Consider the following 24,674-nt stretch of genomic DNA (forward strand, 5'->3'; position numbering starts at 1 on the left):
CCTCATCTCTACACTAGAGGTGCCGACCAAAGAGAACGGCACATAGGTTTACACACAGCGAATTAGTATACCAGGTTAAACGCAATCCGCAATATCTACACGCAAAAGCCGACAACAACACCCTGAGAAAGATCGGGCGCACTATAGCCATACGGATAGCCCGTGCTCAACACATTGTAAAAATAACGTCCATCGAGGTTCTGATAAACAAAGAAAAATGGTGTTCTATATGACCAAGACGTCTCATTACCTTGATACGTGCGGATCAAGGTGTCGCTTGGATCGGAAGATGACGTAACTTTTGCTTGAGCAAACCGTTCGTACTGTTCACCTTCAGCATTAGGCACTGCGTCGAGATAAGCATAGTCAGCACCGTATTCGTGCTCAAACCAGTTAATTTGTCCACAGACTTCTCGAGCAGAGAACAGCCAAACGTAATCTGAGGTAGCGCTCACTGCAGATGCATCACGCGCTCCCCCAACATTGTTGGTGAGCTTCTCAACACTTACCAGATGTTCGCGCAAATCCGTTGGAAATAAATCCAACGCATCTCCGTTAAGCCAAGCGCGAAGTTCGCAAGATTGCCACCCGCCTGCATTGTCGCCATTTGAGTTCACAGGACGGTTTGCGATGGCTTGCATAGTAATAAAGGTGAGTCCCGCCTTGCCAGTACCATCACTCTTGTCATCATGGCGAATACCAACAAGCTGAGCTGATACAACCATTCCATTTGAAAGCTCAATTTGTATTTCATCATCACTGAGAGAGCCGTTAGCATCTACCAGTCCATAAGACTGAGCAATAGAGCGACCTTCTTCATCAGTAGGTGCAGCACTTATCTCTGCAGAAATATCTGAAAGTTCACTCCACGAGTAATCTGACAGATGGAGATCATCGGAGTTAGCCTTCTCATTTGAAGAAGTGAGCGTATCAGGGTTATCGTCAGAACCTGAAACAAAAGGCAGACTATGTCCGGTACTCACAAACCAAACTGCCCCTACGCCAACAGCCAAAATGACCAATGAAATGAGAAGACGTAGTACTGCAAAGCCTTTTTTCACGAATGCTCTCCCATCCTCCAGGCGCGAGGGATTTTAATGTTTTGATACATGCGTATAGCATAGCGGTCGGTCATACCAGAAACAAAGTCTGCAACTTGAATATCGGGATGCTTTGTTGCATGACGACGATACTCATCGGGCACCTGATCAAGGTGTTCCATAAAATAATGGAACAAATCAATGATCAACTGGCGTGCCTTTGGTTCATCCACCTTAGCATCACTCTCGGTATAGATATGCTCACGCAAGAAAGATCGAAGTTGCATCATTGCATTCCATACATCATCTGACATACGGATATCATTCATATCTGAGCTCGTATATACCACATCACGAACCATGGTAGCTATACGCTCAGAAGAGGTTGTGCCAAGTATGGCTAGAGGTTCTCGCGGCAAATCTGATTCACGAAGCAAGCCGGCCCGTTCAGCATCATCAATGTCATGGGTCACATAGGCGATTCTATCCGAAAGCGCTACCAGTCTGCCTTCAAGGGTGCTTGCCTTACGACTGCCTGTATGACATAAGATCCCATCAACAACCTCACGAGATAAGTTGAGCCCCTGTCCATCCTTTTCAAGCACTTGAACAACTCGTGCGCTCTGCACGTTATGACGAAACAGCGTTTTGCCTTTTGAGGATTCAGGATCAATCCCTCGCCATTCGGACAAAGCCCGCGACAATGCACCCTCCCCAGCATGACCAAACGGCGTATGTCCAAGATCATGCCCTAAGGCAATTGCCTCGGTTAGATCTCCGTTAAGGCCTAAAGAGCGAGCAATATCTCGTGAAATCTGCATGACCTCAAGAGAGTGTGTAAGGCGCGTTCGATAATGGTCTCCTTCTGGCGCAAGAAAGACCTGTGTTTTATGAGCTAATCTGCGAAAACTTTTGCAATGCAAAATACGGTCGCGATCTCTTTGAAAGCACGTACGAAGTGGATCCAAAGGTTCATCTTTATATCGACCCTGAGACTCATCGGCAAAACAAGCAAACTTGCTAAGATGCTCATGCTCAAAGCGCTCACAGGCAATACGATCAACAACCATAGTCACCACCTCTATAGCTCACTGTAATAGCACTTTACAGCGTAACTCTTAGGTATTACAGATCAAAAAAGAGGGAGAGCCCAATGGACTCTCCCTCCCTACTCACACATTCCGCGGATAGGTCCGTGAATTACTTATCCCTCGAAATAGCGCCACCGTTTGCTGCGATCTTTGCCTGAGCAGCGGTGAGACGTGCGATAGGTACACGATAGGGCGAGCAGCTGACGTAATCTACACCGTCGTCATAGTAGGTGTGGATGGAATCAGGATCGCCACCAGTCTCGCCACAGACGCCGCAAACAATCTTAGGATTGGCGGTGCGACCACCCTGAAGAGCAATCTTGATGAGCTTGTTAACGCCATCATCAAGCGTCTCAAATGGGTTGGTAGCAAGAATCTTCTTGCGCAGATACATGGGGATGAAGGCGCTCTCAACGTCGTCACGAGAGAAGCCGAACGTGGTCTGCGTAAGGTCATTGGTGCCAAAGCTGAAGAAGTCAGCATACTGACCAATCTCATCAGCCTCAAGAGCAGCGCGCGGAAGCTCAATCATGGTGCCCACAGGAATGTTGAGCTCCATGCCATACTTGTCAGCAACTTCCTGGACGCCCTTAAGAATCTGCTCACGAAGCATAGCAAGCTCGTTAGCAGTAGAAACCAGCGGAACCATAATCTCGGGCTTAGGATCAAGACCACGGCTCTTGAGCTCAGCAGCAGCGCTAGCGATAGCACGTACCTGCATATCGGTGAGCTCAGGATAAACGATGCCAAGACGGCAACCACGCAGACCAAGCATCGGGTTAGCCTCAGTCATGGAATCGATACGACGGAGCAAATCGCGCTTCTCAGCAATTTCAGACTTAGCAGCACCCTTGTCCTCGAGATGAGCAAGCTCAACAGCAAGGTCACGAGGATTGTCAAGGAACTCATGCAGAGGCGGATCGAGCAGGCGGACAATGACCGTCTTGCCGTCCATGGCCTCAAACATGCTCAGGAAGTCACCCTTCTGAGCATCGAGAAGCTTGCCAAGTGCACGCTCCTTAATGCCATCGCTCTCAGCGAGAATGAACGACTGGATGATCTGCTTACGCTCGCCAAGGAACATGTGCTCGGTACGGCAAAGACCAATGCCCTCAGCACCGAAGTCACGAGAGAGCTGAGCATCTGCAGGGTTATCTGCGTTAGCACGGACGCCCATAACTGCACCGCGAGAAGGATCGAGACGAATCTCGTCTGCCCACTCAAGGATTGTCTCAAGGTCGCCTGTAAGCTCAGGACGAACGAGGGCTACAGAGCCGAGAATGACGCGGCCGGTTGTACCGTCGATGGAAATAACGTCACCCTCGTGGAGAACCACGTCGGTGCCAGAGACGCGAGCCTCTTTCTTGGTTGCGTCGATCTTAAGTGCCTCAACACCGCAGACGCAAGGTGCACCCATGCCACGGGCAATAACGGCAGCATGGCTGGTCTTGCCACCATGGCTGGTGAGAATGCCCTCAGCAGCAACCATGCCCTTAAGGTCGTCAGGGTTGGTCTCCCAGCGGACAAGGATGCACGGACGATTGTCCTCAGCAAACTTCACAGCATCATCAGAGGAGAAGACAACCTCACCAACAGCGGCACCAGGGCTTGCATTCAGACCAGTAGCGAGAACCTCAAGATCTGCATTGGGGTCAAGCTGTGGGTGCAGGAGCTGATCGAGCTGCTCAGGATTGACACGCTGAACTGCCTCTTCCTTAGAGATGCGACCCTCGCGCTCCATATCAATAGCGACCTTCAGAGCAGAAAGAGCGGTGCGCTTACCAACGCGGGTCTGCAGCATCCAAAGCTTGCCCTGCTCAATGGTGAACTCAATGTCCATCATGTCGCGATAGTGATCCTCGAGCACCTCGAAAATGTGATAAAGCTCGTTACCAGCCTCTTCAAGGGCAGGGATCTTACGAAGGTCAGCGATAGGCTCGGTGTTACGAATACCAGCAACAACGTCCTCGCCCTGAGCGTTTACCAGGAAGTCGCCATAGCGCTCGTTTGTACCGTCAGCCGGGTTACGGGTGAAGGCTACGCCAGTTGCAGAAGTATCACCCTTGTTACCAAAGACCATAACCTGAACGTTTACAGCGGTACCAAGGTCATCGGGGATCTTGTTCTGCTTACGGTAGAGAATGGCGCGCTCATTCATCCAAGAACCAAAGACAGCCTGCTCAGCAAGGCGAAGCTGCAGATAAGGATCGGAGGGGAATACTGCCCTACCGTCAACAACAACCTCAGGATGCTCTTTTACGTCAACATTCTTGGCGAAAATATCCTTGAACTCAGCAACGAGCTTCTCGAGATCTTCGGCCGTAAGGTCGGTGTCGTTCTTGACACCCTTCTTCAGCTTAAGAGAAGTAATGGCGTTCTCAAACAGGTCGGAGTCGACACCCATTACGACGTTAGAGAACATCTGGATGAAGCGACGATATGAGTCCCAGCCAAAACGAGGATTCTCTGTCTGAGCAATGAGGCCATGAACAGAGACATCATTCAGACCAAGGTTAAGAACGGTGTCCATCATGCCAGGCATGGAGAAAGGAGCGCCAGAGCGAACGGAGACCAGCAGAGGATCCTCAGCATCTCCCAGCTTCTTACCCATACGCTCTTCGAGGTCTTTACGAGCCTCATCAATCTCATCAAGAACGCCCTCAGGCCAAACATTGCCAGCAGATGAATATGCAACACACGTCTGGCAGGTAATTGAAAATCCCGGAGGAACTGGAAGACCGATCTTGGCCATCTCAGCAAGGTTTGCTCCCTTACCGCCGACAACGTATTTGGCCTCATCGACGGTATTTCCAGCAACTTCTGTTACATCGTTGCCGGAGGCGTCCTTGCCGAAGCGATATACGTGCTTGGTTTCAGACATCTAAACTCCTCGTCTCTTACACACACCAGATTAAGTGTGCATTCTTGCTCTGCATTCAGCCTTTACAGGAGGCGAACGCAAGACTCACTTTCCCTATTGTCCGATACTCAGTCAGGATGTGAAGCGTGAATACGTTGGCGGATCAATTTCATCCGTAGACGGAGCATTCATATAAAGGACTTGACAAAAAGAAAAAACAGGAGCGACCACAGCGTGATCACCCCTGTTTACCTACAAATAACTGTAGAAACAATTACGCGTCTTCAGAATCTGAGAGCGATTCCTCAAGGTCTTCAATACGAGAAATAATCTCAGTTGCAGATTCTTCTACGGCCTTGCCTTCGGTACGAATGACAATGCAGCCGAGATGCTTCATAAGCTTACGAGCCTCATCTTGCTCGGCAACAATCTCGTGTGGGTCAGCATAGGAACCTGCAATTGCAAAGGCAGCATCATCTGAAAGACGATTCTGACGGAAAGCCTGAAGCGTATTGGTTGAAGAGACAAGACCAAAGAGACGACGCGGATCGACCTGCTCAAGCTCCTGAGGCGGCTCAACGCCAAGCGCCAAAGGCACATTTGCAACCCTGTAGCCCAAGAAAGCTAAGTACATTGAGAGTGGTGTCTTAGAAGTACGTGAAACACCGACAAGGACAATATCTGCCTTCGGAAGATCTTGCGGGTTACGACCGTCATCATGCTCAACAAAGAACTCCATGGCATCAACACGACGGAAATACTGACCATCTGTGTTGTGGATAACGCCAGGAACGTTCTTAGGTTCTTCCCCTGTAAGAGTGGAAAGAACAGTAATTGCTGGTCCCATCAAATCGATAGATGGAATAGCGCGACGATCAAGTTCGCGACGAACCTCTGCACGCAAATTAGAATCCACAATGGTGTGGAACACAGCCATCGGAATCTCTGGATCGGTCTTCTCGTCAAAGTAATGACGAACCTGCTCTACGCTCGTAACCTTAGCAAGCCGTTCAATTCGTACAGACTCATTAGGAAACTGACCAGCAGCGGCATTAACAACCTCAGATGCAGTGTCGCCAAGAGAGTCTGAAATGATATGAACGACGGGCGTAGCCTCGTCGAAGTCCTCATCAATGAGGTCGAAATTTGCCTTCACGAAAGCCACCTTTCCGCCAAATGCTGAACCTGCCTGCGAGGCGAAATTATCGCCTCGCACTTTAGATATTTATACCATTCTAACGCCTGCCAGCGAGCGCTCCCATGTCAGCAACCCCGCCAAAGACACCAGCAAATCTGTTAAGGAGACGCAGACGATTATTTCGCACGTCCTCATCTTCATCCATAACAAGCACTTCGTCAAAGAATCGATCGATTGGCTCTCGCAAACCTGCAAGGGCAGCAAGTGCACCCTGATAGTCTCCTGTGCTGAGCGCGCTATTAACAGCATCTTCCCCTTCTGAACAGGCCTTAAGCAAAGCAAGCTCAGGAGCAGAGAACTTGGTTTCGTCGACATCATCACCAAGTGATGCATCAGCAAGATGAGCTGCACGAGCGTAGGCATGCGCCAAATCGTCAAAGAGCTCAGTATCATTTTTGCGTGCCTGCTCAAGAGCATGGGCGCGATGTAAAAACTCTGCAGGATCTACAACGCCCACCGCAGAAACAGCTTCGATTGTCTCGGGGCGGACACCCTCATCACGCGCGATCGCTGCAAGGCGACCGACGAAAAATGCGAGCACTTCATTGCGGACTTTATCGAGGTCAAAGGAGATATCCTGAGATGAAAGTGTCTCGAGCGCACAGCTGACCAATGAACTCAAAGAAAACGCTGGGAGCGCCTGCAAAATTGCAATTGCACCAATAGCAGAACGACGAACGGCGAATGGATCGGATGAGCCGGTAGGCGGTTCATCAACTGCAAAAAGTCCACAAATCGTATCGAGTTTATCGGCAAGAGCCACAACTTTTCCTACCGTGCCCGAGGGAAGTTCATCTCCAGCAAAGCGTGGACGATAATGCTCAGCTATGCCACGGGACACCTCTTCGGGCTCACCGGCGGCCTGAGCAAAGTAGCCACCCATAACGCCTTGCTGGCTAGTGAATTCAACGACAGTCTGGCTTACCAGGTCAGCCTTAGCAAAATGGGCAGCGCGAATAGCCTGCGCAGAAGTAATCTCATCAAGACCAGCTAGTTCTGCGGCAGCACCTGCAATTGCCTCCATGCGCTCAACCTTCTGGCGCATAGTGCCGAGCTTCTCATGAAATACCACGCGATCCAGACGTTCAACAAACTCATCAAGACCAACCTTAAGGTCTTCCTCATAGAAGAACTTGGCATCATCTAAACGCGCACGAACAACACGTTCATTACCATCAACAACTATCTCAGAACATGCCGGGTCAGCGTTGGACACTACGACAAATTCACGAGTGAGATTGCCCTGCTGGTCATAAATGGGGAAATAGCGCTGGTTGGACAGCATGGACTCACAAATAATTTCATGAGGAACTGCCAAGAACTCTTCGTCAAAAGTGCCAACAAGCGCCGTTGGCCATTCGCACAGGTTTACAACTTCATCGAAGGTACGCTTAGGCATATCAACATGAGCGCCACCGCGTTCTTCTTCAAGAGCTTTTACCTGTTCACGAATCTTTTGTGCTCGCCTCTTCTCAAGGAGAACACCGGCATTCTCAAGAACGTTTTCGTAAGCCGAAGGTTCGGCCACGATGTGTTCACCAGGGCCCAAGACTCGATGACCACGTGTTGTATTGCTGCTGGTTACATCAGCATAACTAACAGGGATAACATCCTCACCAAAAAGAGCACAAATCCAACGAATGGGCCTTACGAACGTATCGTGAGAAGAACCCCAACGCTGGCTGCGATAGTTAGGCCACTCAAGAGAACGAATTGTCTTTTCACAGAGCTTAGAGAGGAGTGGCAATGCAGAAGCAGCTGGAATTGTACGCTCAGCAAAAACATATTCCTTGCCATCACTGTCTTCACGCCTTGTAAGATCTTCTGCTCCCATGCCAAACTTGCGAGCAAAACCTATAGCTGCTTTTGTGGGCTCACCCGCCTCATCAAAAGCGATATGAGCTGCAGGACCACGACGCACTTCATGAACCTCTTCAGTCGATTCAGCAACATCGGAGACAATAACGCTCAAACGTCGAGGCGTTGAAGCAACACGAAGTGCTCCGTGAGGCAAACCCGCATCATCGAGCTCACGTTCCACGAGCTTTCCAAGCTGGTTGGTTGCATTCATAAGCGGTGCCGAAGGCATCTCCTCACAGCCTATTTCAAGCAAAAAATCGCGTGTTTTGGCCATGGTCTATGCAACCTCCTCGTTCTTATGCTCATCAGTCGAACCAGCAACTTGTTCGAGATATGCCTCACAACATGCCTTAGCAACCGTACGCACTCTCAAAATATAATTTGCTCGTTCAACAGCTGACAGAGCACCACGAGCATCAAGCAGGTTAAAGGCATGGCTGCATTTCATAACACAGTCATACGCAGGAAGCGGAAGCTTGGCATCCAGGCATGCATGGCACTCGCGCTCATAGTCATCAAACTTCTGACGCATCATCTCAACGTTGGCAACCTCGAAGTTGTATGCCGAGAATTCTCGTTCATTCTCGAGGAATACATCTCCGTAGGTCATAGGAGTACCATCGGGCAAATAGCTCCAGACAAGGTCATAGACACTTGTAACGTTTTGGGCATACATAGCAATTCGCTCAAGGCCGTAGGTAATCTCAACAGGCACAGGATCAACTTCAATACCACCTACCTGTTGGAAATAGGTGAATTGCGTAACCTCCATACCGTCAAGCCAAACTTCCCAGCCCAGACCCCAAGCTCCGAGCGTTGGGCTCTCCCAGTCATCTTCAACGAAGCGAACATCATGTGCATTAGGATCAAGGCCAATAGCGGCAAGCGAACCCAAATACAGTTCCTGTGAATCCGCAGGAGAAGGCTTAATGAGCACTTGGAATTGGTAGTAATGCTGCATGCGGTTGGGGTTCTCACCATAGCGTCCATCCGTAGGACGACGGCAAGGCTGAGGATAGCAGCACCTCCACTCCCCTGGACCCAGTGAGCGCAGGGTAGTAGCGGTATGGAAGGTACCAGCTCCCACCTCGGAGTCATAAGGCTGCATTACCGTGCAACCACAACTAGCCCAATAGTGCTCGAGCGTCAGGATCATATCCTGAAATGTTAGGGGCGTCTCGCCCATGTGTTCGCCCTCCTTCTTGTCAGCATGTGTCGTTAAAACACAAGAACCTACAAAATGCGCGCATCCTCAAATGGCCAGAAAATAGCGACCGCTCTTGAGGTTACCGAATCAACAGGAATTGCGCCGAAATAACGAGAATCTCGAGAGTTGGTTCTGTTATCTCCCATAACCCAAATGCACCCCTCAGGCACGACATAGGGGTAACTTATGCCTCCACCTTCGCCGTCAAAGGGGATGGGGTCTGAAGGTTTGCCGTCTACATATGGCTCATCAAGTGCGACGCCATCAACATAAACAACGCCATCAATGAGCTCCACTGTTTGGCCTTCAGTAGCTATGACACGCTTAAGCAGTGTTTGGCCACTACCTTCAGGGTCTTCGAAAGTAACAATTTCGCCGGGCTCAGGATCACGGAAGCGATATGAGATCTTCTCCCCAATAAGCCTGTCGCCAAGCTGCACCGTTTCCAACATTGATCCTGTGGGCACTTCATAAACTTCGGCAACAAATGTGCGAATACCTAAGGCGAGCACAACGCCCACCACTACCACAGCAAGAAAACTCAGTATCGATTTAAGAGTTCTCATAACCGCTCCGCTTCCTTTTGCTGAATAAACTGAGCAACATACATTTTTTCCTCTTCGCTCAGCGCAGCAGTATCTAACAAATCTGGACGCAACTGTGCAGTGCGCTCCAAGGCATTCCGACGCCTCCAGGCAGCAATAGCTGCATGATCGCCAGAAAGTAAAACAGAAGGCACCTTCATGCCTCGATACTCCGCTGGACGAGTATATTGAGCATACTCAAGAAGGCCATCAGAAAAAGACTCATCTTGCGCGCTCATATCATCCCCAAGTGCCCCAGGAAGCAGACGAACCACTGCATCTATAACGACAAGTGCAGCGAGTTCTCCTCCCGTCAGAACAAAATCGCCAAGTGAAAGCACTTCATCAGCCCGTGTATACACACGTTCGTCAATTCCTTCATAGCGCCCGCAAACAAATAAAATCCGATCAAGCTGGGAAAGACGTTCTGCACATGCTTCATCAAAACGATGTCCCACTGGAGAAAAAAAGACAACGTAGGGTTTTGTAGAACCCCGCTCAGAGAGATCATCAATCGCCTCAAGAATGGGCGCCGGCTTCATAAGCATTCCCTGGCCACCGCCAAAAGGAGCATCATCGACTGTTCGATGTTTGTCGTGCGTCCAATCTCGCATGTCATGCGCTTCGAAGCTAAATATACCTTCTCTTTGGGCACGACCCATTATTGAGGTATTGAGATAACTTTCAAAAACGTCAGGAAAGACCGAAAGTGTTTCGTAGTGTTTTGACTCTAACATTACTCATCACTTTCCTCGGATGACCGAGTTGGAAGGGTGCCTTCGGGTACTCGCACCAAAAACGCTTCCCCATCGCTTATGGTTCCTTGTATTACCTCGGGTACAACTGGAATAAGAACTTCACCATAGGGGCCTTGTATGGACCAAACATCATTGGCAGGGCCTACCATAACCTCAGCTATTACGCCGAGCTCACCCACTTGTTCATCCACGACATGAGAACCCAATAACACATTTGGATCATGCAAGACCAGATCTTCTGGAAGATCTTCTTCAAGCGCAAGGATTGATTTACCCACTAACTCTTCAGCATCAGAGATGGTTGAGACATCGAAAAAAGTAACGAGCTGGCCGCGAGGCCCATCTTGAACTTCTGCAACACGGTGCCATCTGTTGCTTTTAAGAGCGGGAGGAACGAGACAGACCATAAGGTTTTCACGCATAAGAGAAGGAAGGCCGTTAACGGAAACCGTCACGACCTCCCCCTTTTTACCATGTGTCTTTACAACACGTGCGATTGTTTTGAGCTTTTTGTACACAGAGAAAACGCCTAACCCAAAACCTCAACCTCAACAGAAGTACCTACGCGTTGACCAAGTGCTCGAGCAAGCGTGCGAATGGCTTTAATGGTTCGACCACGGCGGCCAATAACTTTGCCGGCATCGGCTTCGGCGCAGCTCACCTCGATAAGGGTTCCATCATCACTATCAACCACATCGAGTGTTACAGCATCAACGTCATCAACCAGGCCACAGACCACATACTCAACAAGATCGGCGACCTTGTCAGAAGGCTCCTCTGCAATCTGGTCTTGATCGCTCATGCCTTCTATAACCTCAGATGTCATTGCTACTCAGCAGCCTCGTCAGCAGCCTCAGCAGCTGCGGCATCCTTAGCAAGCTGCTTCTTGGATTTACGCTCTTTCACTACGGGCTCAGGAGCGTCGCCGCGTGCAATGTCAATAAGATGAGAGACAGCGCTGGTGGGCTGAGCACCCTTTGCAATCCAAGCGTCGACCTTCTCAAGATCAATCTCAATGGTCTTAGGGTTGGTCAGAGGGTTGTAACGACCAACGAGCTCAATGAAGCGACCATCGCGTGGCATACGACCGTCAGCAACAACAACACGATAGTAAGGACGCTTCTTGGCACCATGACGGGCCAGACGAATCTTAACTGCCAATGAATACTCCTCTAGACGTGCGGCGTGTATGGATCGAGAAGGCTCGCCGCGTAGCCACATAAGCGATAGATAATGATAGGCCATAAAACCTATGGTGAGAAGTGCTGATTTTGTGAACTGCAGTATAAGCCGGTAGAACCATGAGCACAAAAATAGGTGTTTCAGGCCGTCTTAAGGCTCGTCATTACCATATATAGCAGGCCTCTGCTGGAAAACTACATGAGAGGAGCGCCTGTAAATGAACATTCTCGTAGTTGAGGACGAACGAAATCTCGCAGACGCCATCTGTCACATATTAGAAGAAGCGGATTTTCATGCCGAAGCTGCCTACGATGGCAAAGCTGGGCTCGCATATGCTGAAAGCGGAATGTACGACGCCATGATTCTGGATGTAATGTTACCCGGAATTGATGGAATAGAACTCGTCCGTGCATTGCGAAGAGAAAACAACTCTCTTCCTGTTCTTATGCTTACAGCACGTACCGAAACAATTGATAAGGTTGCAGGACTCAATTCCGGCGCCGATGATTATATGACCAAACCTTTTGAACCCATTGAATTGGTTGCACGTGTAAGGGCTATTACTCGTAGACAGGGTGAAGTAGTTATAGACAAGGCACATTTTGGTGATCTTACGCTTGATCTCAGCACCCACGAGCTTTCAACCGAGACATCCTCGGTACATCTATCTCAAAAGGAATTTGAGGTTATGCAAATTCTTATGAGTTCAAATGGGCGAGTTGTTTCTAAACAGGATTTACTCACCCGTGTTTGGGGCACCGAAGGTGAAGCGCTCGAAAACTCAGTAGAAGCATACATTTCTTTTTTAAGAAAGAAGCTTACACACCTGCAGTCAAGTGTCCAAATCACCACGCTCAGGATGCTGGGATATCGTCTAGAAAAGATTGAAAAAGAGTAAGCTCTTCTCTAATAGTCACAACTTTAAACAGAGATTTTAGCTATGTAAGGAGAAGAGATGCTCAAACGTTTGAGAAGAACTTTCTCTGCGTTTTTTTGCACTCTTCTCATGCTTCTTTTAGCAACCGTATTAGGCGTTACCTTATTTCTGACTTACGTCTCGCATCGAGAGCCGGTTGAAACAGCTCTCACATACAGCTTGGAAGATAACAATCTCGATCCCCCTGAAATAGGTGGGAGCTGGTCTGACGAGGAATATGATGACGACACAGCACACATGCTTATAGCGCGAGTAAATCTCAATGAAGATGGAACAATTGTTTCTTCCAACAAATCGGCAGTACATGTGAACGCCGTCGACTTGGCCAAGATAATAAAGGATGCTTCAGAAAATTCTTCTGCTGAAGGAAGACTGGAATCATCACATCTCAGCTGGCGTAGTAGACAAGAGAATGGATATATCTACATCGCCATTGCCGACACCACCCCATTCGACCAAATTTTTATAAACCAGGCACAGGGCACGGCAGCTCTCTTTATTATTCTCTCCGGTCTCATTTTTCTTGTAAGTATTGCTCTGGCTCGATGGGCTCTCTCCCCTATTGAGAGGAGCTGGCAGCAGCAACGCAGATTTGTCGCAGATGCGTCCCATGAACTCAAAACACCACTTTCAGTCATCATTGCCAACACACAAATCTTGCAAGAAAAAGATGCTGGTATTCCTGATAAAACAATGAAATGGGTGAATAGCACCGCTGAAGAAGCTCACCGGATGCAAGGGCTGGTAGAAGGACTGTTGGCGCTGGCTCGTTCTGAGTATGCAGTCGATAGCGGCAATCTTCCTCACGAGAACGTAAATCTATCGACCATTGTTGAACGCTGCGCTCTTCAATTTGATGCAGTTGCCTTTGAGCGCGGATGCACAATCAAAACGCATGTCCAGCCCAATATAACGGTAAAAGGATCTTCAGAAGCGCTCGATAGGCTCTGTACGATTCTCTGCGATAACGCCTGTAAATACGCTCATCCCAATACCACTATTACTGTTTCTCTTGTCCATGTTCAAAATCATGCTCGTCTCTCGATAAATAATATTGGAGACCCCATCCCAAAAGAAGATCTCGATCAAATATTTGAACGCTTTTATCGTTCAAACAAATCTCGCACGAAGGAAACAAAAACAGCAAGTTACGGGCTTGGTCTTGCCATTGCCAAAGGCATTGTCGATGAGCATCGTGGAACCATTCTAGTAACGAGCAATGCTTACGAAGGAACCACTTTTGTAATAACCCTATAATTGGATTATGCAAAAGGACATGAAACAAAATGCTTCTCATGAACATGAGCTCACCATCTCATGGGATGGCCCGGCAATAGGCCTGCTCGACCTTGACGCATTTTTTGCATCTGTAGAGCAGCTTGATCATCCAGAATGGCGCGGCAAACCTGTCATAGTTGGTGGAGATGCCGATCATCGCGGTGTTGTATCAACAGCTTCTTACGAAGCACGTCGCTATGGTGTGCATTCAGCTATGCCTTCCGCTGAAGCAAAGCGACTCTGTCCGCAAGCCATCTGGACACATGGACACTTTGATAGGTATCGCGAGCTCAGCGCACGCATTATGTCCATAGTTGAACAAGAAACACCGCTTGTAGAACAAGTATCCATTGATGAGGCCTTTTTTGATGTAACGCCTGGACGTTTTTCTCGAGAGAGTCCTGTTGCAATCTGTCAGCGAATTCAAAAAAGAGTGTCCACACTTGGTATCACCTGCTCTATTGGACTCGGCACCAATAAAACGATTGCAAAAATTGCTTCGGAAAAAGAAAAGCCTCGAGGTCTTACCGTGGTACTACCTGGCAGCGAACGAGCATTCCTTGATCCCTTACCAGTACGCGCTATGAGTGGCATAGGGGCATCAGCGGAGGCAAAACTTGTAGCAATGGGCATTCATACACTGGGTCAACTTGCACAAGCAGATCCAAAACGCCTTGAACGGATCTTTGGAATTATGGGTCCTCGTATGATTATTCGTGCCTCGGGGCGCGAACATTCACAAGTGATAGAAGCTTGTGCTCCAGAAGATCGGAAGTCCGTCTCCAATGAGCGAACGTTTTCCCACGATCTAACCGCGCGTGACGAAGTTGAAGCGGCAATAGACCATATTGCTGACATGGTTGCCCGTCGACTGCGTGAAAAAGACCTCAAAGGTCGAACTATCACCCTTAAATTGAAGTTCAGTTATGCAGAAGGCAGAACTGCTCAGTGTCAGACATCTCAACCAACAAGAGACAAGCGTACCATCGCGCAAAAAGCTCGAACGCTTCTCCAAAACCTTTGGGCAGAAGGCACTCCCATACGCCTGCTTGGCATTGGAGTAAGTTCATTTGATAAAGGCGAGCCGGAGCAACTTGATCTCTTTGCGGCTCATGACCATGACGATGAAGAGCTACGTGAACGCCTTGCACGCACCACCGATCAGGTGCGTGCTCGTTTTGGCAAACAAGCCATCTCTTTCGGGTATGATTTGCGATTCACCGACAAAGACGCGGGTAATGGACACGATCAAGATTCATGAGACGTGCCTGCATCAGCGCCTTCAAGATCAAGCTTAACTCGAGGTGCGTCGCCCCAAAGTTTATCTAAGCGATAATACTCTCGTGCCTCAGGCTGGAAAATATGAACAACTACTGAGCCGTAATCTATAAGCGTCCAGGCAAGCTCTTCTCTACCCTCAATGGAAAAGGGTTTCTCATTGCAATTAAGACGTACACGCTCTTCTATTTCATCAACAATTGCATCTGCGAGACGACGATTAGCAGCGCTTGCAATTAAAAAATAGTCGCAAATATCTGAAGTGTTGGAAATATCGATAAGACAAATATCTGTTGCCTTTTTCTCATCGGCAGCAGCGGCAGCAACGCGTGCAAGCTCCAGTGGAGTAACACTCATGCAGTCTCCTTCGTAGTTGTAAAAGGCTCCTCCCCGCGTTCGCGAGCAAGAACAAGTTGATTGTAGATATCGATAGTACCCGGATAGAGCCAGCGTTCAGTCGCAATAACATAAGCAACACCATTTGCAAAAGAACGCCAATATAGCTCTGGGAGAGATACTGTTCCCACAAGATTACGTACAGCTTCTATACCCTCAGCAACTGGACGAAATACTTCAATGCCATCGGCAATAAAAACAATCATATCAAGCGGTGTTGGATGTGCACTCCCTATGGTATGAACCTTAATAGCATGAAGCACATCCTCAGGAAGCTCTGGGTATTTCTGAGGAAGCTCATGAGCAGCAAGTATGCCATGCAAAAGTGGCTGTACTAAAGAGAGGTCTACTCCTAAATCGAGATTAGTTTTACGTGCTCGCTCGATAAGCTCATCGTTGCTATATGCCTTGTCCCAGTCGTGCAGAATACCCGCTACACGTGATGTAAATGGATCCACTCCATAGAGAAGTGCGAGCTTTTCTGCACACAGTGCAACAGAATATGAATGTTGAAGCCTACGCGGTTTTGCAGCAAGCTGTTTCGCAAGATCTTCTTCAAGTCTTGCAAGATATGCCTCTTGGTCGGAAGAGTAAGACACCTCATCAAATCCACTCAACCAAGAAACGCTCGTATACGCCATGTGAGCTTGCTCACAACTCATGAAGACGCCTTTCGATAGAGACCGCGTTTTTTGATATAACCCACAACCGCATCAGGTGTGAGATACCGCAAAGACTGGCCCGCCGCTCGACGCGCGCGCAGATGGCTCGAAGATATGGCAAGTGCTGGCACCTCGAGATAGGTAACATCAAAACTAATGGACGACCGGAAGATTACATCACTGGCGTAGTCAAGATCATACCCAGGGCGCGTAGCCCCCACGAGATGTGCAAGAGAGGCAATCCGTTCCGCATCACGCCACTTCACAATATCCATAATGGCATCCGCGCCCGTAATGAAATAAAACTCAACATTATCAGGATAGATTTCACGAAGACGTGCAAGTGTGTCGACAGTATAGGTTATACCTGACCTATCTATCTCAAAGCGGCTTACAAGAAAATGGGGATTATCAGATGTTGCCAAGAGCGTCATGGCATAACGATCCTCAGGACTTGCAACTTCGCGCCCCTGCTTAAAGGCAGGCGAACCCGCTGGCATAAACACAACAATGTCGAGATTAAGATCACCTAAAGCTTGCTCGGCCGTTACGAGATGCCCATTATGAATAGGATCGAAGGTGCCACCCATAATGCCAAGCCGATACGTTTTTGTAGGATCTTCTCCGAGTAAAGGAAGATCCGGCGCAACGGGCTCGGAAAATGCATCTCCAAGCACCGTTGCATCACACTTTTGCACGATAGTGTGTGTCGCAGAAAGGCGATCGCACAAGTTCATCGAACCTGCCCTTCTCCGCGAAGCAAGCATTTTGTTGTTGTAAGCGCAGCAGCCCCCATGGGACCACGAACATGGAGACACTGCGTAGAAATGCCAATTTCTGCACCTAAACCAAACATGCCACCATCGGTAAAGCGTGTAGAGGCATTGGTGTATACCGCAGCAGCATCGACGTCGGAGAGGAAACGCTCACAAGCTTGAACATCTCGTGCAACTATGCATTCAGAGTGCCCCGTGCCATATCGATTGATATGAGCTATGGCCTCATCAATACCTGAGACCACCTTGCAAGATATTTCGAGTGCAAGATATTCTCGACCCCAGTCTTCCTCACCGGCAAGTACGTAATCCACTTCTTCAGTCAAACCGGCTGCAGCAGCTGCTTTACAGGTTGCCTCGTCACCATGAACAAGAACTCCCCAAACTGTACAAGCCTTGAGGAAACGAGGAAGAAAAGACTCAGCACACTCAACGTCAACCAAAACCGACTCACATGCATTGCAGACGCCTGGCCTGCTTGTTTTGGCATTTTCAATAATGGACAACGCCATATCTTGATCGGCGGAGGCATGGACATAGGTATGACAATTGCCTTCACCTGTCTCGATAACGGGGACAGTTGCCTGCTCAACACAGGTGCGAATCAGAGAATGACCGCCACGAGGAATTAACACGTCCACCAAACCATTTGCGTGCATAAGCTCAATAGTCTCGGCACGGTCCGTGCTTTGAATAAGGGTGGCACAATCCGCTGGAAGCCCTGCCTCTTCAATTCCTTTTCTGCAAGCATTGACAAGGGCAACACACGAATCATGAGCAGCTGAGCCGCCTCGGAGAACGCATGCATTACCAGAACGCAGGGTAAGAGCAACCGCATCGGCCGTTACATTAGGCCGTGCCTCATACACAATAGCTACGACACCAAGGGGAACACGAACTCGTGTAAGACGAATGCCTGAATCGAGGGTATGGCCACCCACTACTTCGCCAATAGGATCTTCTTGTGCAGCCACCTTACGCATTCCAGCAACAATACCGTCAATGCGTTCGTCAGTAAGCAATAGACGATCCATTAGCGCATTTGATAGACCAGACGCTTGTCCTCGTTCAAGATCATGTACATTAGCTGCGAGTATTTCTTCACGAGCCATATCAATGGCGTGAGCTGCTAGCTCGATTGCCTTTGTCCTGGTAGCTGCACCCGCAGTCGCAAGCGAGCGAGAAGCAAGTCGTGCTGCCTTAGCCAATTCACGAGCCTCAGACATTGAGCTCTCCTTTCCTTCTCTCACGCATAAAAATAATCATTCCTCTTAAACTTTCGGGTTTTACTAGTGTAAAACAGCCTTTTTGCAGCAACCATCTCATGACATTAGAAAACAAGCATTTCGTCTCGATGTACCGCAGGACTATCTGCTCGATCTGAAAGAAAACGAGAAATAATATCAAGCCGAAGTCCTCTTATTTTTCGCATTTCATCCGAGGAAAAACGACAGATCCCGCGAGCAACCAAATCACCTGCTCGTGAATAGATGCTCACGATATCACCGGCGTTAAAATCGCCATGCACATCTATCACTCCCACTGGCAATAGCGAAGCTCCCCTATTGATAAGGGCACGGCACGCTCCATCATCCGCAATAAGAGCGCCACGGGAAACCCCAGCAAGTCCAATCCAAAGCTTGCGTGCCTGTTCATGATGGATGGAAGCACTCTCTGCAGGAGCAAAAAGCGTTCCCGGCACCGTTCCATCCACGGCACGTTGTAATGCTTCAGGCATACGACCTTCACAAACAACCATGGGAATACCCGCAGCAAGCATTGCACGCCCCGCACGCACCTTGGTTGCCATGCCGCCCGTGCCATAAGAGGACTCCGTTCCTCCGGCCATGCTAATAATGCGTCCATCCACATGCTCGACGCGAGTAATCAACCGTGCAGAAGGATTCTCCTGTGGATTGGCAGTATAAAGTCCAGCGACATCAGACAGAATCACATAGAGATCTGCATCAATAAGCGTTGCAACAATGGCGCCGAGCATATCATTGTCGCCAAACGTAAATTCTCGAACACTCACCGTGTCATTTTCATTTACGACGGGAACAGCACCGAGCTCCAACAAACGCTCGAGTGTGTTACGAGCATTGAGGTAACCGGTTCTATCGGTTACATCTGCACGGGTTAGCAGTACTTGTCCACATGGCACACCACGTTCGGCCAGCACCTCTGCATACGCCTCAGTAAGCGCTGCCTGTCCAGCCGATGCACAGGCCTGAAGTGTTGGAATGTCTGAAGGTCTTGCATCAAAACCCAACCTTGCTCGACCAGTTGCAGCAGCGCCACTCGATACAAGAATGACACGCAAGCCACGAGATCTTAATGCACATATTTGCTCGCAAAGAGAGCGGATAAAACTGCGATCCAGCTCATCATCAGGACCCATCAGAGTAGAAGAGCCTACCTTTGCCACCACTGTTGCGCCCGATGAAACGAGCGGCTCTGGCGAATTGATCTGCCCACACTCATTAACTTCAAACGAAACGCTATCGGTCTGCTGAGATGAAGATATCTGCTTTTGAGAAGTCATCGCCTGCGTCCCTCCTCTTCAAATTCGGAGAGAACCGCATCGTCAATATCGTCGAGCTCAGCAAACCTATCGTCGCCACCAAGACCTTCATAGTTGAACGAATAATCAAGAATGCGCACTTCATCACCGTTTGTGCAACCGGCTTTTTCAAGAGCATCATCAAGGCCCATACGCTCAAAACGATGTTGGAGGAAAAGAATAGCTTCGTCATTATCCCAGTCTGTTTGAACAACCATACGTTCAACAGCAGGACCAGAAACCCGAAATACGCCGCCACCCAGGTTAGAGATAGTGAAGGCACGATCACGCTCTCTACGACGACGCTCCCAAATTCGATCATTTGACGGTGTTGAAGTATCCACAACCATTTCGGCACGAAGCTTTTTGACTTCTTGTGCACATGCACCGATAAGTGCCTCTAATCCCTCACCCGTAAGCGTGGAAATTGCAAAGAACTGTCGACCGTCTGCCTCTGCAGCAGCCCGAAGAGCTGCAATTGCCTCTGCGGTATTGGGCATATCGCATTTATTCGCAACAACAATTTGAGGTCTTGCCGCAAGCTCTGCAGCATATGCTTCAAGCTCGTGATTGATGATGTGGTAATCCTCAACCGGATCGCGACCTTCAAATCCCCCTGTTGCATCAACGATATGAACGATCAAGGCCGTGCGCTCAATATGACGCAAAAACTGATGACCGAGTCCCTTGCCCTCACTTGCCCCTTCAATAAGGCCAGGCACATCTGCCATAACAAATGAAGCATCATCCGATGTTCGAACAACACCGAGATTTGGAACCAAGGTGGTAAAAGGATAATCAGCAATTTTTGGACGAGCGGCACTCACGCGAGCAATAAGCGAACTCTTACCAACACTTGGCATGCCGACAAGAGCGACATCTGCCATAAGCTTCATTTCAAGCTCAATCCAATGGTCTCGAGCTGGTTCACCCTTTTCAGCAAAAGCAGGGGCTCGCCTTGTAGAGGTAACAAAGTGAATGTTGCCTCGACCACCAATACCGCCAGGACCAACAATTACTCGTTCACCTGGGTGGGTAAGATCAGCTATTTGGTAGAGCGGTTCCATTGTTTCCGGATCAAGTTCTCGCACCACTGTTCCAAGTGGTACACGAAGCACGAGGTCTTCTGCTGAACGGCCGTGCTTACGAGCACCTTGACCATGTGTTCCACGCTCAGCTCGAAAATGATGTTTAAAGCGATAATCAATCAAGCTTGAAAGCTGTGGATCAGCTTCGAGAATGACATCTCCACCATTGCCGCCGTCTCCACCATCAGGTCCACCCTTAGGCACATGTGCTTCTCGGCGGAATGACATGCAGCCGGCGCCGCCATCACCGCCACGAACATTGATTCTGGAAAGATCGGTGAATAGAGACATGTCAACTTCCTCCGAGAATTTCTGACGACTCATATAAAGCCAGTGTATGAAAATAAACCCTCGGTCGCAAACGGCCGAGGGTTTGAAAACAATTCTATATTGTTTAAGCCTAAGCCTCTGCAGGAACTACAGAGACAGTGTGCTTAACACCCTTCTTGAACTGAACGACACCATCGGTGAGGGCGAAAAGGGTGTCATCCTTGCCACGACCAACATTGGCACCCGGATGAATGTGAGTACCACGCTGACGAACAATGATCTGACCAGTCTTAATAGCCTGACCACCAAAAACCTTGGTACCAAGACGCTGTGCGTGGGAGTCGCGACCGTTACGGGATGAGCCGAGACCTTTCTTATGAGCCATGATCTACCTGCCTATCTACTCGAAGTAAAGCTGAAACTACTCGGCGTCCGTAGTAGCCTGCTCAGCCGCCTCAGACTCACCAGGAATGGAGACAATCTCGAGCTTAGTGAGGTTTTGACGGTGACCCTTCAGACGGTGATAGCGCTTACGCTTCTTAAACTTGAAGACGAGCTGCTTCTCGCCGCGGAATTGCTCGAGAACCTTGCAGGCGACCTTCTGGTCTGCAAGAGACTCTGCATTCACGTTGATGGACTTACCATCATTGACCATGAGAACGTCAAGCATGACCTGCTCACCAGGCTGCGCGTTGAGCTTCTCAACGTCAATGACGTCGCCCTTGGCAACCTTATACTGCTTGCCGCCAGTAGAAACGATTGCGTACATGTTATGCCCTTCATAGATGGGGTTGGTGCAACAGCTGGATATACTACCAGCTAGACCAGCCCTGGTCAATGAAAAAATACCCCGGAAAAAGTACCTGCAGGGAAAGTTCACGTATATAACGTATTACACATGCTCAACAGACATAGATTTCATTGCGTCTTGCCTTTGACGACGCCTTAAATATGCACCAAGGACGGTAAGAATAAAACCAAGCGCTACGCCAACCGCAATTATTACTAACGCAAAACTAAATCCAGCCTCAAACAACTCTGGACGATCTGGCACATACGAAGAAATTGGACGTTGGGCAAGATAGCTCATATGTCCATAGAGCAATGCTGTTCCTCCAGATACACCCAAACTCATGCCCATATTACGGATGAGCGAGACGAGGCTGCCCGCAAATCCAAGGTCGTTTTCCTCAACTGCACCCATAACAAGAGAGTTGTTAGGCGATTGAAATAAGCCAGAACCAACCGACATAAAGGCGATCGTGAGATAGATCTGCACCACACCAGCATTCACGGGCAAAAATGCCACGCATATAATTCCTACAGCATAAATGGCAAGTCCTATTAAGCAAGGTTTTGTGCTTCCCACACGGTCGGCAACAGCTCCAGAAATTGGTCCTAAGACTGCCATAGCAATTGGAATGGCAGTAAGAAGGATGCCAGCAATGTCTGAAGGATACTCACAGGCATTTTGCAAGAAGAACGGAATGAGATATTCAGTTGCTCCTACCCCGCAAAATACCAGCAGCATCGTAACGACATTGGCGGTAAAGACTGAATTCCTAAAAAGTGAAACACGTACAAGAGGCATGTCTGCACGTCGCTCAACAACAATACAAAGAACGAAGAGAGCAAGCCCCGCACCCAAAACACTCAGCATAAGGGGCATGGGCATTGCAGCGCCGGAGCTTATCACCATATAAAGACAGAAAAGTGCCGGAATAAAGACGAGTGTTCCTAACACATCGAAACGCGGACGTTCAGACGATACATACGCAGTATCGCGCGGTAACGTCATTACTCCCGCACCAAAAGCAATGACACCAATTGGAACATTGATAAGAAAGATCGCTTCCCACGGGAAGTACGCGATTAAAACACCGCCAAGGACTGGACCACACATAAGACCCAGAGAAATAAAGGTGCTCACAATGCCAAGTGCTCGACCGCGCTCGGAAGCAGGAAAAATCTCGGTGACGATTCCCATATTTGTTGCCAGTGCGCTCGAACCACCAACACCTTGGAGAACACGAGATATAACCAGCATGGGAAATGTGGTGGAAAGACCACATAAAAGTGATCCCACTGTGAAGAGCGCAACTCCAAATTGAAAGAATCGAACTTTGCCAAAGATATCGCCGAGACGTCCGAACACAAGCACGGTCATACATAACGAAATGAGATATGCGCTCGATACAAGCTGAATAGCTGTGCCGTCCACTGACAATGCTTGTTGCATAAGCGGCAGAGCAACATTGATGATGCTGCTATCCAAAGTGGACATAAAAGACATGACGGCAACCGTAAAAAGAATTGCCCAGCGGTTGTAATGTTTTTCCTTTACTTGTTTTGTTTGCGTGTCTGGGTTGTCTTGCAAAATTGGTGCATGAGACATAAAAAGAGAACCTCCAGTTCATAGATACGTAAAGCGCTTAGGCCTAACAATTCGTTAGGGTGCTAAATGCGGGTATCCACTGGGGGCGGGGTCACAGCCTCTCAAGAAATGCGCCCTCAGGCCAGCCAGCTCGTTGACCACAATCGGCAAATGTGGATAATACCAAAACCCTTTTTACCATTTACCTCTACCATACATACATCAACAGACAATCCAATAATCTCACTATTGAGCTAGCAATCGTCTTCGGAGGAATTATGAAACTCTTTGCGTATGCGCTTCGTCCTTATGATGAACTGCCTGTACTCAAAAAGATAGCCGATGAGGCGGGCTTTAGTTTTAATTGGACGTCGGATTATCCAAATGAAGAGAACGTAGCACTCGCTCAAGGCGCCGATGCCCTCTCAATTATCACGAATCCTATGCCCGCATCTCTATTGGATACCTATCATGCATTAGGTATTCGTGCAATAGCAACACGCTCCATTGGATATGACCATATTGACGTTGAGCACGCACACGCTCTTGGCATGCGCATCGCTCATGCCGCATATCCACCGGAAGGTGTAGCCGATTACACCATAATGTTAATGCTCATGGCTCTTCGTCGAGCAAAGCTTATCTTCAGCCAAAATGCTGTACAGAACTTTGATCTTGAAGGCAAGATAGGTCGCACGCTCTCTTCATGCACTGTTGGCATTATTGGCACCGGCGCAATCGGCTCTCAGGTAGCGCAAGAACTGAGCGGCTTTGGGTGCAAAATTCTCGCCTATGATCCCTACCCCAACGATAAACTCTCTGAAACGGTGAGCTATACGAGCTTGGATGCGCTTTTATCTGCCTCTGACCTCGTAACACTTCACGCTCCTGGCTTGCCGGAAAATTATCATCTCATCGGCGCACGTGAATTTAATCTCATGAAAAGCAGCGCTATTCTCATTAATGCCGCACGCGGCATGTTGGTTGATACCAACGCACTTATTGACGCTATTGAATCAGGAAAGTTGAGTGCGGCCGCTCTCGACACAGTCGAACATGAATCAAATCTGTACTACCAGAATAAAAGTCTGAGCGTCCTTCCTAACAGAGATCGTGCATTACTGATGGCGTATCCCAATGTGATCGTTTCTCCTCATATGGCTTTTTATACAGAAGAGGATGTGGAAGGCATGGTTCGAAGCACAACATATGCGCTACAGGCATTTTTAAACAATCAAACTTCCGCCTATGAAGTGCTCTAAAAAGAGGAGG

General features: G+C 48.8%; 24 protein-coding genes. 4 read left to right on the forward strand and 20 right to left on the reverse strand.

The genetic code is table 11. From position 1 onward, the window contains the following. Positions 1 to 95: 95 nt before the first annotated feature. From ACQY6Y_RS07995 to rpsP, 11 genes are all read right to left on the reverse strand, one after another. Positions 96 to 1,061 (reverse strand): DUF6273 domain-containing protein, encoded by a 966-nt coding sequence (locus ACQY6Y_RS07995; protein WP_428379810.1) that lies wholly within the window; start codon positions 1,059 to 1,061, stop codon positions 96 to 98. Next, on the reverse strand, positions 1,058 to 2,110 hold the full coding sequence (locus tag ACQY6Y_RS08000) for a deoxyguanosinetriphosphate triphosphohydrolase (protein ID WP_428379811.1): 1,053 nt from the start codon (positions 2,108 to 2,110) through the stop codon (positions 1,058 to 1,060). Before ACQY6Y_RS08000 ends, ACQY6Y_RS07995 begins: the two co-directional genes overlap by 4 nt. A gap of 130 nt (positions 2,111 to 2,240) precedes the next feature. Further along, the gene (gene ppdK / locus ACQY6Y_RS08005; RefSeq protein WP_428379812.1) at positions 2,241 to 5,012 is read right to left on the reverse strand and encodes a pyruvate, phosphate dikinase; all 2,772 of its coding nucleotides are present in this window, start codon (positions 5,010 to 5,012) and stop codon (positions 2,241 to 2,243) included. A 253-nt stretch (positions 5,013 to 5,265) separates the two neighbouring features. Continuing rightward, complete coding sequence (locus ACQY6Y_RS08010; RefSeq protein ID WP_428379813.1) at positions 5,266 to 6,147, reverse strand: pyruvate, water dikinase regulatory protein; 882 nt, start codon at positions 6,145 to 6,147, stop codon at positions 5,266 to 5,268. 79 nt (positions 6,148 to 6,226) lie between these two features. After that, on the reverse strand, positions 6,227 to 8,323 hold the full coding sequence (gene glyS, locus ACQY6Y_RS08015) for a glycine--tRNA ligase subunit beta (protein ID WP_428379814.1): 2,097 nt from the start codon (positions 8,321 to 8,323) through the stop codon (positions 6,227 to 6,229). 3 nt (positions 8,324 to 8,326) lie between these two features. Further along, positions 8,327 to 9,235: a glycine--tRNA ligase subunit alpha gene (locus ACQY6Y_RS08020; protein WP_428379815.1), complete on the reverse strand. Its 909-nt coding sequence runs from the start codon at positions 9,233 to 9,235 to the stop codon at positions 8,327 to 8,329. Positions 9,236 to 9,282: 47 nt separating this feature from the next. Then, a complete protein-coding gene (gene lepB, locus ACQY6Y_RS08025; RefSeq protein WP_428379816.1) occupies positions 9,283 to 9,822 on the reverse strand; it encodes a signal peptidase I in 540 nt (179 codons plus the stop codon). After that, on the reverse strand, positions 9,819 to 10,577 hold the full coding sequence (trmD, locus tag ACQY6Y_RS08030) for a tRNA (guanosine(37)-N1)-methyltransferase TrmD (RefSeq protein ID WP_428379817.1): 759 nt from the start codon (positions 10,575 to 10,577) through the stop codon (positions 9,819 to 9,821). The genes lepB and trmD overlap by 4 nt, the downstream gene beginning before the upstream one ends. After that, positions 10,577 to 11,116: a ribosome maturation factor RimM gene (locus ACQY6Y_RS08035; protein WP_428379818.1), complete on the reverse strand. Its 540-nt coding sequence runs from the start codon at positions 11,114 to 11,116 to the stop codon at positions 10,577 to 10,579. Before ACQY6Y_RS08035 ends, trmD begins: the two co-directional genes overlap by 1 nt. 11 nt (positions 11,117 to 11,127) lie before the next feature. Beyond that, on the reverse strand, positions 11,128 to 11,424 hold the full coding sequence (locus tag ACQY6Y_RS08040; RefSeq protein WP_428379819.1) for a KH domain-containing protein: 297 nt from the start codon (positions 11,422 to 11,424) through the stop codon (positions 11,128 to 11,130). Between the two features lie 2 nt (positions 11,425 to 11,426). Continuing rightward, on the reverse strand, positions 11,427 to 11,759 hold the full coding sequence (rpsP, locus tag ACQY6Y_RS08045) for a 30S ribosomal protein S16 (RefSeq protein WP_428379820.1): 333 nt from the start codon (positions 11,757 to 11,759) through the stop codon (positions 11,427 to 11,429). Between the two features lie 238 nt (positions 11,760 to 11,997). Here rpsP and ACQY6Y_RS08050 point away from each other — a divergent pair, with 238 nt between their 5' ends. From ACQY6Y_RS08050 to dinB, 3 genes are read left to right on the forward strand one after another with little or no spacing between them, the layout of a single operon-like run. After that, the gene (locus ACQY6Y_RS08050) at positions 11,998 to 12,678 is read left to right on the forward strand and encodes a response regulator transcription factor (protein ID WP_428379821.1); all 681 of its coding nucleotides are present in this window, start codon (positions 11,998 to 12,000) and stop codon (positions 12,676 to 12,678) included. Between the two features lie 57 nt (positions 12,679 to 12,735). Continuing rightward, a complete protein-coding gene (locus tag ACQY6Y_RS08055) occupies positions 12,736 to 13,974 on the forward strand; it encodes a sensor histidine kinase (protein WP_428379822.1) in 1,239 nt (412 codons plus the stop codon). A gap of 19 nt (positions 13,975 to 13,993) precedes the next feature. After that, a complete protein-coding gene (dinB, locus tag ACQY6Y_RS08060) occupies positions 13,994 to 15,256 on the forward strand; it encodes a DNA polymerase IV (protein ID WP_428379823.1) in 1,263 nt (420 codons plus the stop codon). On the opposite strand, the gene rsfS is transcribed toward dinB, so the two are convergent. The 9 genes from rsfS to ACQY6Y_RS08105 form a co-directional block, all read right to left on the reverse strand. Beyond that, positions 15,244 to 15,630: a ribosome silencing factor gene (gene rsfS / locus ACQY6Y_RS08065; RefSeq protein ID WP_428379824.1), complete on the reverse strand. Its 387-nt coding sequence runs from the start codon at positions 15,628 to 15,630 to the stop codon at positions 15,244 to 15,246. The genes dinB and rsfS overlap by 13 nt on opposite strands. Beyond that, the gene (gene yqeK, locus ACQY6Y_RS08070) at positions 15,627 to 16,331 is read right to left on the reverse strand and encodes a bis(5'-nucleosyl)-tetraphosphatase (symmetrical) YqeK (RefSeq protein ID WP_428379825.1); all 705 of its coding nucleotides are present in this window, start codon (positions 16,329 to 16,331) and stop codon (positions 15,627 to 15,629) included. The genes rsfS and yqeK overlap by 4 nt, the downstream gene beginning before the upstream one ends. Further along, positions 16,328 to 17,068: a nicotinate-nucleotide adenylyltransferase gene (nadD, locus tag ACQY6Y_RS08075; RefSeq protein ID WP_428379826.1), complete on the reverse strand. Its 741-nt coding sequence runs from the start codon at positions 17,066 to 17,068 to the stop codon at positions 16,328 to 16,330. The genes yqeK and nadD overlap by 4 nt, the downstream gene beginning before the upstream one ends. Continuing rightward, positions 17,065 to 18,333, reverse strand: a complete 1,269-nt coding sequence (locus ACQY6Y_RS08080) for a glutamate-5-semialdehyde dehydrogenase (protein WP_428379827.1) — start codon at positions 18,331 to 18,333, stop codon at positions 17,065 to 17,067. The genes nadD and ACQY6Y_RS08080 overlap by 4 nt, the downstream gene beginning before the upstream one ends. 104 nt (positions 18,334 to 18,437) lie before the next feature. Then, positions 18,438 to 19,652: a glutamate 5-kinase gene (gene proB / locus ACQY6Y_RS08085; RefSeq protein ID WP_428379828.1), complete on the reverse strand. Its 1,215-nt coding sequence runs from the start codon at positions 19,650 to 19,652 to the stop codon at positions 18,438 to 18,440. After that, entirely contained in the window at positions 19,649 to 21,049 is a 1,401-nt protein-coding gene (gene obgE, locus ACQY6Y_RS08090) for a GTPase ObgE (RefSeq protein WP_428379829.1), read from the reverse strand. The genes proB and obgE overlap by 4 nt, the downstream gene beginning before the upstream one ends. A gap of 109 nt (positions 21,050 to 21,158) precedes the next feature. Further along, positions 21,159 to 21,413 (reverse strand): 50S ribosomal protein L27, encoded by a 255-nt coding sequence (gene rpmA, locus ACQY6Y_RS08095; RefSeq protein ID WP_428379830.1) that lies wholly within the window; start codon positions 21,411 to 21,413, stop codon positions 21,159 to 21,161. Between the two features lie 36 nt (positions 21,414 to 21,449). Further along, positions 21,450 to 21,797 carry a 50S ribosomal protein L21 gene (gene rplU / locus ACQY6Y_RS08100; protein ID WP_428379831.1) on the reverse strand — a complete coding sequence of 116 codons (348 nt, stop codon included), beginning with the start codon at positions 21,795 to 21,797 and terminating at the stop codon, positions 21,450 to 21,452. A 123-nt stretch (positions 21,798 to 21,920) separates the two neighbouring features. Continuing rightward, positions 21,921 to 23,423 carry an MFS transporter gene (locus tag ACQY6Y_RS08105; protein ID WP_428379832.1) on the reverse strand — a complete coding sequence of 501 codons (1,503 nt, stop codon included), beginning with the start codon at positions 23,421 to 23,423 and terminating at the stop codon, positions 21,921 to 21,923. A 257-nt stretch (positions 23,424 to 23,680) separates the two neighbouring features. On the opposite strand from ACQY6Y_RS08105, the gene ACQY6Y_RS08110 reads away from it, so the two are divergent. Continuing rightward, a complete protein-coding gene (locus ACQY6Y_RS08110) occupies positions 23,681 to 24,664 on the forward strand; it encodes an NAD(P)-dependent oxidoreductase (protein WP_428379833.1) in 984 nt (327 codons plus the stop codon). Positions 24,665 to 24,674: the final 10 nt, after the last annotated feature.

The organism is Olsenella sp. Marseille-QA0557 (assembly GCF_965119725.1).
GTDB lineage: Bacteria > Actinomycetota > Coriobacteriia > Coriobacteriales > Atopobiaceae > Coprovicinus > Coprovicinus avistercoris.